At 70.9% G+C, this 14899-nt stretch carries 12 protein-coding genes; 6 read left to right on the top strand and 6 right to left on the bottom strand.

Features of this window, described 5'->3' with window-relative positions:
• Positions 1–323 precede the first annotated feature (323 nt).
• A complete protein-coding gene (locus tag J2S46_RS00500; protein ID WP_191294483.1) occupies positions 324–1373 on the bottom strand; it encodes an Lrp/AsnC family transcriptional regulator in 1050 nt (349 codons plus the stop codon).
• Between the two features lie 72 nt (positions 1374–1445).
• On the opposite strand from J2S46_RS00500, the gene J2S46_RS00495 reads away from it, so the two are divergent.
• Entirely contained in the window at positions 1446–2990 is a 1545-nt protein-coding gene (locus J2S46_RS00495; RefSeq protein ID WP_191294482.1) for an MFS transporter, read from the top strand.
• A gap of 551 nt (positions 2991–3541) precedes the next feature.
• Entirely contained in the window at positions 3542–5053 is a 1512-nt protein-coding gene (locus J2S46_RS00490) for a pyridoxal phosphate-dependent decarboxylase family protein (RefSeq protein WP_191294481.1), read from the top strand.
• Positions 5054–5897: 844 nt separating this feature from the next.
• Here J2S46_RS00490 and J2S46_RS00485 read toward each other — a convergent pair.
• From J2S46_RS00485 to J2S46_RS00475, 3 genes are all read right to left on the bottom strand, one after another.
• Entirely contained in the window at positions 5898–6671 is a 774-nt protein-coding gene (locus tag J2S46_RS00485) for a heavy metal-responsive transcriptional regulator (RefSeq protein ID WP_191294480.1), read from the bottom strand.
• Positions 6672–7103: 432 nt separating this feature from the next.
• Positions 7104–7364, bottom strand: coding sequence for a hypothetical protein (locus J2S46_RS00480; RefSeq protein WP_191294479.1), 261 nt, complete (start codon positions 7362–7364; stop codon positions 7104–7106).
• Between the two features lie 38 nt (positions 7365–7402).
• Entirely contained in the window at positions 7403–8368 is a 966-nt protein-coding gene (locus J2S46_RS00475) for a helix-turn-helix transcriptional regulator (protein WP_191294478.1), read from the bottom strand.
• 79 nt (positions 8369–8447) lie between these two features.
• Here J2S46_RS00475 and J2S46_RS00470 point away from each other — a divergent pair, with 79 nt between their 5' ends.
• Positions 8448–9182, top strand: a complete 735-nt coding sequence (locus tag J2S46_RS00470; RefSeq protein ID WP_191294477.1) for an alpha/beta fold hydrolase — start codon at positions 8448–8450, stop codon at positions 9180–9182.
• Positions 9183–9586: 404 nt separating this feature from the next.
• Positions 9587–11155 carry an ISL3 family transposase gene (locus J2S46_RS00460; RefSeq protein ID WP_229913398.1) on the top strand — a complete coding sequence of 523 codons (1569 nt, stop codon included), beginning with the start codon at positions 9587–9589 and terminating at the stop codon, positions 11153–11155.
• 48 nt (positions 11156–11203) lie between these two features.
• Here J2S46_RS00460 and J2S46_RS00455 read toward each other — a convergent pair whose 3' ends face one another.
• Positions 11204–11698 (bottom strand): hypothetical protein, encoded by a 495-nt coding sequence (locus tag J2S46_RS00455; RefSeq protein WP_191294476.1) that lies wholly within the window; start codon positions 11696–11698, stop codon positions 11204–11206.
• Between the two features lie 703 nt (positions 11699–12401).
• Complete coding sequence (locus tag J2S46_RS00450; protein WP_191294475.1) at positions 12402–13022, bottom strand: DUF4328 domain-containing protein; 621 nt, start codon at positions 13020–13022, stop codon at positions 12402–12404.
• A 217-nt stretch (positions 13023–13239) separates the two neighbouring features.
• Between J2S46_RS00450 and J2S46_RS00445 the strand changes: the two genes are divergently transcribed.
• Positions 13240–13686, top strand: a complete 447-nt coding sequence (locus tag J2S46_RS00445) for a transposase (protein WP_268255747.1) — start codon at positions 13240–13242, stop codon at positions 13684–13686.
• A complete protein-coding gene (locus J2S46_RS00440) occupies positions 13683–14237 on the top strand; it encodes a hypothetical protein (RefSeq protein WP_191294491.1) in 555 nt (184 codons plus the stop codon). The genes J2S46_RS00445 and J2S46_RS00440 overlap by 4 nt, the downstream gene beginning before the upstream one ends.
• The last annotated feature ends 662 nt before the right edge of the window (positions 14238–14899 follow it).

Below are 14899 nucleotides of genomic sequence, written 5' to 3'. Positions count from 1 at the left end.
CCAGGCGCCGCGCGCGGCCTTTGTGCGGGCCGGGAAGATCGGGGGTGTCCGTTGTCAGCGGTGCCTCTTGACGTAGTGGCGGTCGTGGGCGCGCTGGGGCTGGTGGTGGCGGCTCGGGCCTGGAGGTCCTGGATCAGGGTCCGGGCGAGGTTGCGGGGCTGTCTTCCCTCCGGCCCGGTTCGCCGCCGGTGACGGGGATTCTCCTCCACCAGTTCAAGCGTCCCGCTGTTCGGTGGGAACGCCGCTCGGACCTGCACGACGCCTCGGCATGTGGGACGCCGGAAGCGGCTGAGTCACGCAAGGTCAGGCGACCGGCAGGGCCGTCACCCTCCCGCCGGACGCGCGACCGAGGGCGAGAGGCGCGGCAGGCGGTCGCCGTTCATCACGGTGCCCGCCTGCTTGAGGTGGCGCACGGTGACCGTGACCTCGTGCTGGCGGATCGCGGTGATCGGGGCCAGGCGCTCGGTGATGTAGCGGTACAGGTCGGCGGTGTCGCGACAGGTGACGGCGACGACGAGGCTGGCCGGGCCGGACACGGCGCCGACGAAGCCGACCTCCGGGTGCAGGGCGATCTCGCTGCCGACCCGGTGGATGTCGGCCGGGGCGACGGTGAGCCAGAGCGTCGCGGCCGCGCGGAACCCGATCAGGGCGTAGGCGACCTCGACGTCGACGAAGAGCATCCCGCGCTCCAGGAGCGCCTCGACCCGCCGGGCGACCGCGCTCTCGTTGCGCCCGGTGGCGGCGGCCAGCGCCGCGTAGGAGATGCGACCGTCGGCGGCGAGCGGGGCGAGGAGCGCGTCGTCTTCGGGGGTGAGGCCGGGCTCGTCAGCGGTTCGGCGCACGGGGACGTGGCGGCGCGAGCGGGCGCCGAGCGCGGCGATCTCCTGGGCGTCCAGGCGCGCGTCGAAGCCCTGCCACTCTTGCAGGCCGGTCTCGGCGAAGACGTGCAGCAGCGAGGCTGTCGAGACGTCGGTGACCTGGCTCAGGCGCGGGAGGTTCTTCAGGACGAGCTCGTCGCGGTCGCGCGGGTCGTCGGCCCGCAGCGCGCACATCACCTCGGTCCCGGCCGCGGCGAGCGTGACCCACGAGACATCGGGCCGGCGGGCGAGCGCGCTGCCGATAGGCTCCGCGGCGCCCGGGGCCGTGCGGATGCGGACGAACAGGCTCTCGCGCGACGCGCGCGGGTCGGGGAGGACGACGACGCGCAGGATACCGGCCTCGCGCAGGCGCCGGTATCGGCGGGCGACCGTCTGCTCCGAGGAGCCGAGCGCCTGGGCGATGCGCCGGAACGAGGCGCGCCCGTCGAACTGGAGGGCGCTCATGATCCGGCGGTCCAGCGCGTCGGTGGTGATGGTTTCCGTCTTTGCAGGCATGATTATGGCGGGATTCTATACGAAACGCCGATTCGCTGGGTCGTGACCGGGGGTGCGCAAGACCATCGGCGCATGACTTCTTCCGCTTCTCCCACCGCTGTCGCGCCCGGGCACGGACGCTGGGCGCCGCTGCTGGCGGTCTGCCTGGGCACGTTCATGCTGCTCCTGGACGTCTCGATCGTGAACGTCGCGCTGCCCGACATGGCGACCGCGCTGGACGCCTCGTTCACCGGCCTGCAGTGGGTGGTCGACGCCTACGCGCTCGCCCTCGCCGCGCTCCTGCTCCTCGTCGGCTCGATCGCCGACGCCGTCGGTCGCCGCCGCACCTACCTCGTCGGCCTCGCCGTGTTCGTCGCCGCGTCGCTGGTCTGCGGCATCGCGCCGTCCGTCGGGCCGCTGGTCGCCGCGCGGTTCGTGCAGGGCGCGGGCGCCGCGGCGATGCTCGCGACGACCATCGCCCTGCTCAACACGGCCTACCGCGGCCGTGATCTCGGCACCGCCTTCGGCATCTGGGGCGCGACCTCGGGCGCCGCGGTCGCCGCCGGCCCGATCATGGGTGGCCTGCTCACCCAGGGCCTCTCCTGGCGCTGGATCTTCTTCGTCAACATCCCGATCGGTCTGGCGACGATCGTCATGGCCCGGCGCACGCTCAGCGAGTCGCGCCTGCCGCAGCGCCCGCGGATCGACTGGGCCGGAGGCGGCGCCTTCACGCTGGCCGCGGCCGCGCTGACCTTCGCTCTGGTGCGGGTCGCCGAGGAGGGCTGGGGCTCCGGGCAGACGCTCGGGGCGCTGGCCGTCTGCGTCGCCGCGCTGGGCGCGTTCGTCGCCATCGAGCGGCGCGTGGCCGAGCCGATGCTCGACCTGGCCATGCTGCGCCGCCGCTCGTTCGTGCTCGTGCTGATCGCCGCGGCGCTGCTCTCGATCTCGGCCTTCGCCGGCCTGATCTACGTGTCGATCTGGCTGCAGACCGTGCTTGACCTCGGCGCGATCTCGGCCGGTCTGGTGACGCTGCCGCTGAGCGGGATCGCCTTCTTCGTGGCCGGCGGCCTGGGTCGCGTGCTGCACGGCGCGTCGCCCCGCTGGACGGTCGGCGGTGGCCTGGCGATCATCGGCGTCGGCGATCTGCTCATGCTCGGCCTCGACGGCAGCTCCGGATGGGCCGCGGTCCTGCCCGGCCTGGCCGTGATCGGGCTCGGGGCTGGCATCGCGATCCCGACGGTCGTCGCCGCGGCGATGGCCGCGGTCCCGCGCGAGCGCGGCGGGATGGCCGCCGGCGCGGTGAACACGGGACGTCAGCTCGGGTTCGCGGCCGGCATCGGCATGCTGGGCAGCATCTTCAGCGCTCGGGTCGACGCCCTCCTGCCGGGCGGCGCGGAGATCGCGCACGCCGTGACCAGCGGCGGGTCCGCCGCGGTCCTGGCGGCCGCCCCGGCCGGCTCACGTGCGACCCTCGACGCGGCGATCCACTCGGCCGTCGGCGGCGCGCTGGGCACGACCTTCCTCGTGGCCGGTGTGCTGGGCGTGGTCGGCGGGGCAGTGGTTGCGCTGCTGCTGCGCGAGCCGGCGGCCGAGCGCGCGGGGGAGCCTGCGGGGGAGCGGGTGGGGGCGCGGGTGTAGGCGGGGTGGGGCGGCTGGCGGCTCGGCCGCAGGTGTGAGGGCGGCTCCAGGACGGCCCGGCAGCGCTGGTTGCGGTGCGCAACACGGCCTCCCGGGAATGCGGGTGGAACGGCAGGCCGACCTCGTTCAGCCACAACCACAGCGGTGGGGGACCGGGGGACCGGGGGGCGCGGGCGGCGTGGCAGCGCCGGCGCGGCTGGGGTGTGCTTTTCGCCGGGGTCTGCGGTGGCGCAGGGTGCGGGGCCGGGGGTGATCGACCCGGCCCCGCACCACTCGCAGCCCTGGGGCCGGCGGGGACCGCCGTAGCCGGGCCCGGCCGTGTCCCGTCCCGTGGCCGGCCCGGGACGCGCCATCGAGGCCTTGTTGCGGCAGGGGCTCAGGAGCCGGCATCGGGCGGGGTCGTGCTTGCCCGCGCGGATGTCAGTGGCCGGCGCTTCTTCCCGAATCGGGACGGCGGGTTCGGGTCGACCGGGGCCGTTACCCTTGCGGGCGGCAGTCGTTCTGGATCATGGCCGTCCGGCCGACTCCCTGAGCGAAAGTGCGACCGTCCGATGTCGACACCGTCGAAGACCAGCCGCCCGCCTCGCCTGCCCTCGGCCCGGTTGGGGGCCGGTGGCGGCGCCGGGCCGCTGGCCGTGCACCCGAAGGTGTTCCGCGACGAGCTGGCAGCCGCCGCCGAGTGGGTCGCCGACTACCTCGGGCAGATCACGGAGCGTCCGGTGGCCCGGCCCATCCCGTCGGCGCACCGGCAGGACCTGGCAGCCGGAGTGCTGCCGCAGGAGGGCCAGGACCTCGAAGCCCTGCTGGAGTTCGTCGACCGGGCGATCGCCCCGTACCCGACCGGCAACGGCCATCCCGCGTTCTTCGCCTGGATCAACTCACCACCGTCCCCCGCCGGCGTGATCGCCGAACTGCTGGCCACCGCCGTCAACGCGACCTGCGGCATGGGCGAGCACGCCCTGATGGACCTCGAACGAGGAGTGGTGCGCGAGCTGGCCTCGCTGGCGGGCATGGCAGAGACCACCGGCGGGGTGCTGACCAGTGGCGGCTCGATGGCCAACCTGCTCTGTATGGGCGCCGCCCGTACCTGGTTCCTGCGCTGCCACGACGCCACCGACGGCCCCGCCTACGACCGGACCCACGCCCGACTGACCGCCTACCACAGCGACCAGGCCCACATGTCGGTCGCCAAGGCCGCCGCCGTGATCGGCCTGCCGCCGTGGCGGCTGCGCACGGTGCCCACCACCTCGGACCAGCGCATGGACGTCGAGGCCCTGCAGGTGATGGTCGAAGCCGACCGGGCCCGTGGCCTGCTGCCGTTCTGCGTCGTGTCCAACCTCGGCAGCACCGCCGGCGGAGCCGTCGACCCGATCGAGGCGATCACCCGGGTGTGCCGCAGTCAGGGCATGTGGCACCACGGCGACGGCGCCTGGGGCGGGCTCGGCGCCCTCGTGCCCGAACTGGCCCCGCTCTACCGGGGCGTGGCCGACCTCGACTCGCTGACGGTCGACCCGCACAAGAGCCTGTCGGTACCGGTCGGCTGCGGCGCGGCCCTGGTCACCGACCCCGCCCGGTTGCGCGACGCGTTCGCTTTCCGCGCCTCCTACCTCGACGGCGACCAGGACTGGCCCTGGATGTCCGACTACACCATCGAGCTCACCCGCCCAGGCACCCGCGCCCTGACCCTGTGGGCCACCCTGCGCCAGCTCGGCCGTTCCGGAGTGACCGATCTCCTCCAGCACTACCAGGACCTCGCCCGATACCTGCGCCGGCGCGTCCAGCAGCACCCCGCCATGGAGCTCTGCAACGAAGGCCCGCTGCCCGTGGTCTGCTTCCGTCTGGCCGACGGCCCCGGCACCGGCCTCCCGGAGACACGAGGGGACCTCCACACGGCGGTGGCCGCACGCGTCCAGGCTCGTGGCCACGCCTATCTCGCCACCGTCTGCCACAACGGCGAAACCGTCCTGCGCGCCTGCCTCTGCAACTACCTCACCACCACCGCCGACGTGGACACTCTCCTCCAGGAGGTCCAGTCGGCCGTCGACCACCTCCGGACCAATTGACCCGACGGCACCCCCGAAGCCCAACGACAGTGACGCTGCGTAATGAGATTCCAGGAGCGGCCTGGTGACCACCGACCGGGACTTCCAGTGGTCACCAACAGCGGACGCTTTCGGCCGTTCACCTCGACCGCCTCCACACTGGGCAGGGCCCGCATCACCGGCCCAGCTGGGGTGCGTCCCGCCGGGCGGAGAATCCGTTCAGGACGATGCGGTAGGTGTGCAGCGGCTCGACCCCCCCGGATCCTGCCGGCCGTCGCGGCCGGGTCCAGGCCGTTGCATTCCGACGGTGTACTCGCCCGGTCTGGCCTTGGCCGTTCTCCGCAGCGGGCCGGGGCGGCCCGCTCGGGCACGGGCGGGCCGCCGGTGGCAGCCCGCTGCGGGCGCCCGAGGGAAGGATCAGCACTGCCCACGTCCCGGGTGGTTGATCCGACCGTGGCGGGCAGGGCGGGGGGTCGAACTGCTCCTACGTACGTGCGTACGTACGCCGGGCGGCGGCCGTATTGGTGTTCATCCTCTACTGCCGCCGGAGCAGCTCAGGGCAAGCGGTCCGGGCTGCCCGGGCCGAGGGTAGGCATTCCGAGATCGGCCTTGGCCGGGACCGGCCCGCAGGCTGTCGCACGGCGGCGCCGCACGACAAGGAGGCCGCCGAGCCCGGCGGCGACCGCCAGCACCGCCAGTACGGGCATCCACAGCGAGCCGATCGCGGAGGTGATGCCGATGGATCCGAGGACGGCCAAGAGCGGGCCCGCGCAGCACAAGGCGCAGGCAGCGATCGCGGCCGCGCCGGCACCGAGGATGCCCCAGGGCCGGGACGGGCGAGAAGACGGTGACGGGGACGAGGTGGTCATACGGACGCTCCGAAGAGGTCGGCCAGCATCCCGGCGGCGGACTCGGGCGCCCGTACCTCCAGCTGGAGAGCGGTCGGGGTCAGGTGCAGGGTGAAGTCGAAGAACGCGCAGCAGCCCTGCTCGGCCGCAGCGAGGGCGGCGACCTCACCGGCGAGCTCGGCGCCGGCGGGGAAGGACAGCCGTACGCCGTCGGGGATGTCCTCGCGCCCATCGGCCTTACCGACCAGCTGCTGCCACTGCGCGGTACGCTCACCGAGCTCGGCGCCGCCCAGCGTGCAGGCCACCGGGACGTCCCGCCACGGCTCGGCGGCCGGAGCCAAGCGGGTCGGCGACAGCTCGATCGGCACCGGCCCGGCCGCCGGCGTGCTGCCGATGGTGCAGCCGCAGTCCGGTCCGCACGCCCCGGCCGGGGCCGGGCCCGAGAGCTCGGCGTGGACACCGGCCAGGTGGGCGGAGAACGCGCGCAGTGCGGCGATCCGGCCGTCCGTCTCGGCGATCCGGTCCGCGACCAGGGGCACCATCCGCGCCCGCACCGACGCGCACACCCCCTCCTCGCGGACGTCGAGGAGATCGCGGATCTCCTCCAGGGCCAGGCCCAGCAGCTTGGCCGAGGAGATGAAGGCCAGGCGCTCCACCGCGTCCTCGCCGTACATCCGGTACCCGGACGGGGTCCGGTCGGCGGGCAGCAGCCCGGCGTCCTCGTAGAAGCGCAGCGTGGTGGCCGGAACACCGGAGCGCTCGGCCAACTGCGAAATGCGGTAGGTCGTCACACCACCGACGGTAAACCTTCGACCCGACTCGAAGGTCAAGCCCCGATGCCGCCCTCACCTGATCATGTGCCCAACGTGGCTGAGGGCGCGTCGGTGTTCTGACCTGCACCGCTACTTGACAGCTGTAGATAAAGGGCCAGGAGGCACTGCAGTGATGAGCCTCGACGAACCGCCGGGCCGACCTCTCCGGCAGCTCCACATGCCGGTACGCCCCCGGATCGAACCCACCCTTGCCGGTCCGAAACCAGGACGGCTGACGTGCACGCCACCGCTGGCACCACCCGGTCTCACCGGGAAGTTCGAGGGCTGACTGCTGCGCCGTGGGCCCTTGGCCGGCGCGACCGATCGGGACATGGCGGATCACTCTCCTGACGGGGTGCGTGAGGGTCGGCGGCAGGTGTCCGCCGCTGCGGTTGGGCGGTTGGCACGCGATCAGGCGAACTGGGCCAGCTGCTCGTTGGGCTCAGCAAGGCGGCGGCGGATCGCTGCGCCGGACCGCATGCGCCGGTACCGGGTGCGCCGGCGCTCAGCCCGGCGGCCGGTGCGGGCGGGACCGGCCTTGAGCCGGATGTCGGCCACCGACAGGCCGTGCTTGAAGCTGTGCGCGGTGCTCTGCTCGGCGTCGACGTAGTCATCGGTCAGCCGCGGGCAGAGGCCGGCGGCCAGCACCCGATCCCGCTCGGTCGCCAGCACGCAGAGCCGGCAGGAAGTCTTTGCCGGACTACGCGCCTTTACTGAGGCAGCGTGCGTTCGGCGGCTGCTGTGAGCTGGTCGGCCAGATTCTTGAGGGCAGTCCGAAGCTCGTCGGGGCGGTGGATGGAGAAGGGCCATTCGAGGGAAGCGAGCAGGTGCGCCATGCCGTCGAGGCGTTCTGCCCGGGCTTGCATCAGGACGCCGGTGGGTTGGGCGGTGAGTGTGATGGCCGTGCTGGGCAGGCGGCGGGCGATCTCGTCGAGGGGGCCGTGGATCATCACCTCGACCTGCCAGCGGTAGGGCCCCTGGGCGAGGGTTGACGTCAGGTGGGCGACGGGGTCAAAGCCGTCGGGGGCGGTGAAGGACTTCGCGTGGGGAGTGACGGAGGTGATGCGGTCGATGCGGAAGGTCCGTAGGTCGTCGCGGAGGTGGTCGTGGCCGACGAGGTACCAGCGGCCGGTGTGGAAGACCACGCCGTAGGGGTCGATATCGCGCTCGGTCTGGTCCTGCCGCCAGGACTGGTACTTGATGCCGACAGTCGTTGTGGCGCGGGAGGCCTGGGCCAGGGCGAGCAAGACGCCGCTGCCCGGTGCCTGCGCGCTCACGGCGTTCGCAGTGAAGGACAGGGTCTCCCACATGGCGGTGAGCGGTTCCCGCAGGGCGTTCGGAAGCACCCTCTCGATCTTGGCCCGGGCGCCCGCGCCGGCCAGCACGGTCGTACCCATCCCGAGCCGCTCGGCCGCGAGCAGTCCGAGGATGACGGCGAGGGCCTCGTCGTTGGTGAGCACCAGGGGCGGCATCCGGTAGCCGCGGGCCAGTCGGTAGCCACCGTAGCGGCCGCGCTCGGCCTCCACGGGGATGCCCAGGTCGCGCAGATGGGCGACGTACCGACGGACCGTGCGGACATCGGTGTCCAGCCGGTCGGCCAGCTCCGTCCCGGTGAGCCCGGCGTTCGACTGGAGCAGTTCCAGCATGGTCAGTACACGGGTCAGGGGATGCGACATGATCACTCGACATTTCAGGGCTGATTCTGTCCTGTATCGACTCTACGCTCCCCTGCAGCACCTACTTCAGGGAGATCAGATGGCCACCTTCGTACTCATTCCCGGCGCCTGGCTCGGCGCGTGGGCCTGGGAAGACACTGCCGACGCTCTGCTGGAGCGCGGCCACACGGCGTCGGCGCTGACGCTGACCGGTCTGGCTGAGCGCGCGGAGGAAGGCGGGCCCCAGACGGATCTGGACGCGCACATCGCGGACATCACCGACTTCGTCGAGAAGAACGATCTGCGCGAGGTCACCTTGGTGGCGCACAGCTACGCGGCCGCCCCCGTCACCGGGGCGGCCGGGCGACTCGGCGACCGGTTGGAGCGCGTGGTCTACGTGGACAGCGCCCCGTTCGCCGAGGGCATGCGCATGCTCGACCTCATTCCGCCGGAGGCAGCGGACCAGCTGGACCAGCAGGTCACGGCCCACGGCGACGGCTGGCGGCTGCCGATGCCGCCGTTCGAGGTCCTGGGTCTGTCCAGCAGCCTCGACGGACTCGATGAGGGCCGGCGGGAGGTGCTGAGCGCGCGTGCCACCCCTCAGCCGTTCGGCACCTACACCCAGCGCCTCGCCGGTCCGGTCGAGCCCGGACCCGGTGTGGACCTTGTTCTGATCACCTGCCACGACTTCACGGGCCTGCTGGACAGCGGGGTGCCAATGCTGGCCTTCCTCAACCACGCGCCGTGGCGGCGCTTCGACCTGTCCACCGGGCACTGGCCAATGCTGTCGGCGCCCGCCGAGCTCGCCGGCATTCTCCACACGGCCGTCTCCTGACCGAGCCGGATGCACAGCTCAATGCTGGCGGAGCACCGTGGTCGAGGTATTTCTTGACGGTCCGCCAGTTCAGTCCGGTCTCGCGGGCGATCTCCGAGATGCTCGCACCGGCCTCGTGCAGCGCGCGGAACCGCCGCAGTTGCAGCCATCGGCCAACTTCCAGAACCATCGTCGGCCGCCCTCCACCTCGGTCACCCGTCAGGCAGAAGGAACCTCAGCGCGGTACGCAGATACGCCATGTTCCTCTGTATGCTCACCCGTACGTGGCTCTGCACTTCCACGGCTCTGGCAAGATTTTCGTAGGCGGAGATCATCCCGGGGGGCGCCGGTCGGCTGGTTTGCCAGTGGGCAACCTCTGGATGTGTTCTATTGAACTGGCCGCACTCTTACCGCACTTGGCCAATGTGCTGGTTGTCTCGGTCGAGGTTTCCGATGCTGTCGTGGTGGTCCGCGCCCGCACACGGTCCGGTGCGCCGGCGACGTGTACGGGATGCGGCGAGCTGAGCGAGTGGTGCCACAGTCGCTATGTGCGGCACCTCGCCGATGTCGCGATCGGCGGCCGGTCGGCCCAGATCGACCTGAGTGTCCGCCGTCTGTACTGCGAGAATCCGGCCTGTCCGAAGGTGACCTTCGCCGAGCAGGTACCGGGGCTGACCGTGCGCTACCAGCGGCGGACCCCGCTGCTGCAGCACCTGGTCGAGGCGGTCGGCGTCGTGCTGGCGGGCCGGGGCGGGGCCCGGATGCTGCGCATCCTCAACGTCGTGCTCTCGCGGTCCACCGTGCTCTCCCAGCTGATGCGGATGCCGCTGCCGGCATCGGTGACACCCCGAGTGCTGGGGGTCGACGACTTCGCGCTCCACGGCGACACCTACGGCACCCTCCTGGTCGACGCCCACACCCGCCTGCCGGTGACGCTCTGGGAAGGCCGGGACGCCGAGCAGCTGAGCCGCTGGCTCCGTGAGCATCCGGGGGTGGAGATCGCCTGCCGCGACGGCTCACTCACCTACCGGCAGGGCATCGCGGCCGGCGCCCCCGACGCTGTCCAGGTCAGCGATCGCTTCCATCTGTGGCAGGGACTGTCCCGGCGTGTTCAGGAAGTCGCCGCCGCCCACCGCGGCTGCCTGCCCGCCGCGCTGCCGGACCCTGAACCGGCCGAATCTGAACCCACCGACGAAGCGGCAGCAGGTCCCGTCTCGGCGGACACTGCGGCCGGGCGTCATGCCCAGCGGCTGTTCGACGCCGTGCACGCGCTCACCGATACCGGCCGCACCTACAGTGCCGTGTCCCGCGAGCTCGGGTTGGACCGCCGCACGGTGCGCAAGTACGCCCGGGCCCGCACCTGGCACGAGGTGATGCGCCGCGCTCCCCGCCGCCCTTCCGCTCTGGACCCCTACCTCGACTACCTGCAGCAACGCTGGGACGAAGGCGAACACAGCGCGAAGACCCTGCACCAGGAACTCCTCGGCAAGGGCTACCTGGGCCACTACCAACGCGTGAAGATGGCCCTCGCACCCCTGCGACGCGGGCTGCCTCTGGACGGGCCACGCGAACGACCGCCGTCCCCACGCGAAGCCGCACGCTGGATCATCACCGCAGCCCACCGGCACAGCCTCCAGAGCGGCCAGCGCCTGCGCCGACTGCTCGAACACTGCCCGGAACTCCACCGCACGCACGACCTGGTCCGCCAGTTCGCCGCCATGCTCGACACCCGCGACGCCAGACCCCTCCCCGGCTGGCTTGACCAACTCACTGCCAGCGGGCTGCCGTCTCTCGCCGGAATCGCCACCGCCCTGCGCGAAGACCAACACGCGGTCGCCCAGGGAATAACCAGCCCCTACAGCTCCGGCGTCAACGAAGGCCGCATCACCGACGTGAAGCTCCAAAAGCGCATCATGGCAGGACGCGCCGGAGTACCGCTCCTGCGCCGCCGGGTCGTACTGATCGCCCACCTCCGCCGCCGCTACACAGACTGAGCTCACCGCACCAAGACGATCTCTGGCTATGAAAGTGATCCGATTCGGCTAGCATCGCCGGCCGGGGCCCGCCATGCGAGACCTGGCGATGTTGCGGGTGCGCCGGGTGCGGCCGCCCTCGGCCAGTGTCGCCAGAGCGGTCGTGGCCGACGACTCCTCTGCACAGCGGAGCTGGAGCCAGTTGGAAGCCGCGAGCAGAGTCTCGGTATCCCATGGCTCCTCCAAGGTCATCGCCCGCAGCAGAGTCCACTCGCGCAGGCGCCGGGCAGAGAAGTCGTCCACCGCCACGGGACCGGTCATCTCCAGGCACCAGGAGGGATAGCCGGGCTCCGTGAGTAGTTCAGCGGCCCGCTGGTCGAGGTACTCACACACGGCGCTGTTCGCAATCCCCACATTGGGGTCGGTGAGCACACGGCTGACGAGGGCGGCCGCGTCCTCAGCGGACACCTTGTCGAACGCCCTGCGGTAGCGGGCAAACCGCACGTGCTCGTCTGGTTCCCAGCCCGGATCGTCAGCTGAGACCACGCCGCCCAAGATCACCATTCCCTTTCGGCCTCTGGAGGATGGAAGCCTGCCACCACCGTGGCGGCTGAGCACCCATCGAACCATGACGATCTTCGGCTACGAAATTCTTGCCAGAGCCACTTCCACTCGTACGCGGACACAGGACTACTTGGAGGGGGGAAGGAGGTGCCGACTTGTCGGCGGAGGGGTAGCTGACGGCGTGGTTGATGGTCGCGGCTTCGTCGACGAGCGGCTGGAGGTAGGTTGCGGCCTCGACTTCGTCTCGGGCCTGGAGGAACTTGTCGGCGATCGTGATGGCCGCGGTGGTCAGGGAGTCGTCTGGCGGGAAGGTGAAGATCCGGGCTCGGCTTCGCGGGGCCTGACCGTAGTTCCAGGAACTGCTCATGGCGGCAGCCGGTCTCCCGGTCGATGACCTTGGCGAGGGACTGGCTCGGTGTGCGCGGGCGGGAGACTGGACGGGGTGGAGGCGCGGTTCGGCTGCCGGTTCGCGGCCGATCACCGCGGCTTCCTGGGTGCCGGGCTGCCATTGGGCGAGGGCTGGCCCGACTGGCGCGACGGCGATCCGGTCGCGCTGCGGGGGACAGGCACTCGCCCTCGCGCTCGGATAACGACGCACTGCCGACATCCGGAGTGTTCGCGACGCAGCGGCACCAGCAGCCGCAAGGATGGTCGGCCCGTGCTGACCCTGGCCGACCCGGCCCAGCCGGTTGCGCAGGGGAAGTCAGAGTGACGAGGTCTGCGTGAATGGCAGGGATTTCAGGTCGACACGCACCTTCGCGTCTTGACGGGCCGTGACCTGCTGGATCACCAGGATTGCCAGAGCCGCGGCGACAACGCCGACCACCTCGTCATAGAGCGAATACCCGTAAGGGCGTGCCCCGAGCCGAACGGCAACCGCACCACCGACCGTCTTGGCGAGCCATGCCACCCACCATGCGTTGATCAACCACGCTCCGCCAGTGGGCGAGTTCGCGCGCCAGATGTCCAGCGCCACCCGTCGCGGAATCCACCACATCGCCCCGGGGATGAACCATGCACCGACGGCGAGTCCCGCCGAATACTTGTGTGTTCCGGGAGCGAAGAGCTCGGCATTGAGCCGGCAGCGCCGGAACCAGCAAAGGAACACGATGATGGTGGCGAGGAACAACGGCATGGAAATCGGTACGAACTGCGCGAAGAACTTCGACCTGGTGCCGCCGGCTACCGCCACGGTCAGTTGTGCGGCGGTCTGCACAGCGATCAGCACCTGCGCGGCCAGGGCCAGACGCCTGGGGTCGGCGACCGGCCCGCTATAGGCCAGGGCGCGCGGACGCGGCACGTTACGACCGGCTTCAGAGTTCACTGCGGGTCCCCACCAAATACGCCTGCGGTGCTGGTCACGCGCAGAGATCGCCTGAAGGATAGGGTCGCGTGTTCGAGCTGTCCACAAAGTAACCCTGCCCCAGCCTGCCGCCCCCGGACCAGGTGTCACAGCTGTCGCCCGCCCAGTCCTCGACGGGCGCCGCCATTGAGCTGGGGCCTCCGGCAACTCCACCGACACGCCGAGATGGAAACGGCACATCGCGGTGGACACCCTCGGGCTGCTGTTGACGGTGATCGTCGCCGCGGCCTCGGCCACCGACCGTGAGGCCGGCCGAAGGCTGCTTGCTCGGCTCCGCGACCGGCACTGGCGAATCGCACTGGTGCGGGCCGACGGCGGCTACACGGGACGCCTGTTCGACCTCGCCCGCGACGTCCGTGCCATCGCACTGACCGTGGTCAAACGCACCGGCGACACCGCGGACTTCGTCGTATTGCCCAAGAGGTGGCCTTTGGAGCGGACATTCGCGTGGCTGATGCGCTCACCCCGCCTCGCCCGCGACTACGAGAGCAGCACCGACACCTCGGAGGTGATGATCCGATGGTCGATGAGCATGGTCATGAGCCACGGGCTCACCCGGCGAACTTCTCTGCACCAACACGCCGGGCGTGACGGCTGGACAGCCGAGTGCCCGCCAGGTACATGACCGTCGCGCTCGCCGAGTACACAGCATGGCACGATGTCGGGGTGGAGAGTGGAAGACGTGCAGAGACCCTGTCTGAGCTCGGCGACCTGCTGACGTCGCTGTCCAGCAGACCCGTCGTCTCCGTGCGGTACGGCCGATTCCCGGATGGTGCGACCGCTGGTCACAGGCTGGGACCCCTTGCCGGCCAGGTGTACGACCTCGTCGCCGAACTTCACCTGATGCGGGAGCGGTGTGTTCCCAGTGGGGCCGCGCCCCCGAACGCTTCGCAGATCGAGGCTCTCCTGGAGCCGCTCAGCGCCGACGCGGCCCTCGAACTGATGGCCACGCTCGCCGCTGACAACCTCGTCTGGCCCGGCTCGAAGCTCATGAACCGTGAGATCGCCCACCAGACTGTGACGCGCATTGTGAAGTGGTTCGGGCCCGGCACGGCCTGGTGGACGAACCGGCAAGGCAATGCCTGGGATCCCGTCACCGCCTGCACTTTCGATGGCGTGGTTGCGGGAAGCAACGGTGAATACTTCGCGATCTTGATCCAGGTCGGGGAGGACTGACCCGTCAATCGTCCTCGACCTCACCTAAGGCGATCATTCATGCCGGTGGCAGGAGATGGGCATGCCGATATCAGCACCCCGCGATCCCCGACACCGACCGCCGCCGAGTCGAGCCGATCAACGGCATAGTGCAGTCAACTGACCACACTGAACACCCCCGCCCTCTCCTCGGCCAACCAGCCCCGGGCCCCAGGCGCTTCGCCTTAGACCGCACCCCCTCGACCTTCGCGGCAACCGCCTCCAGCCCGAGGGCCACAGCGAGTTGCCGGCAGTCCATCGGCCCAGATTCCGCCCTGGACCGGCCGGCCAGGATCTCCACAGTCCGCCGGTAGTCCGGGGCCAGCGCACCGGCATCGAGCCCGTCGCGCCACACCGGCACCATCAAACCGGGCACAGGCGTCGCGACCCGCACCGGCTGATCGCCAGGCGCGATGACCGGCGGAACCGCCTCGTCCTCGCAAGGTCCCGCCAGGATCCGCCCCGAGGGCTTCCACCCGCTGCCGAGCGGGACGCTCGCGCCCCTCCAACAGCCCCATCACCAACGGCATCCCAGCGCCCAACCGAATGGACGACACGTCACCTCGTCCGTTCCATCGAAGCGCCGAACCCATACCTGACCAGCGGAAACGCACCCGTCTCTCGGGAAGACAACGGCTTCTCAG

The sequence above is a fragment of the Kitasatospora herbaricolor genome, from assembly GCF_030813695.1.
GTDB classification, from domain to species: Bacteria; Actinomycetota; Actinomycetes; order Streptomycetales; family Streptomycetaceae; genus Kitasatospora; species Kitasatospora herbaricolor.
This window is presented reverse-complemented; position numbering and strand designations above follow the sequence as displayed.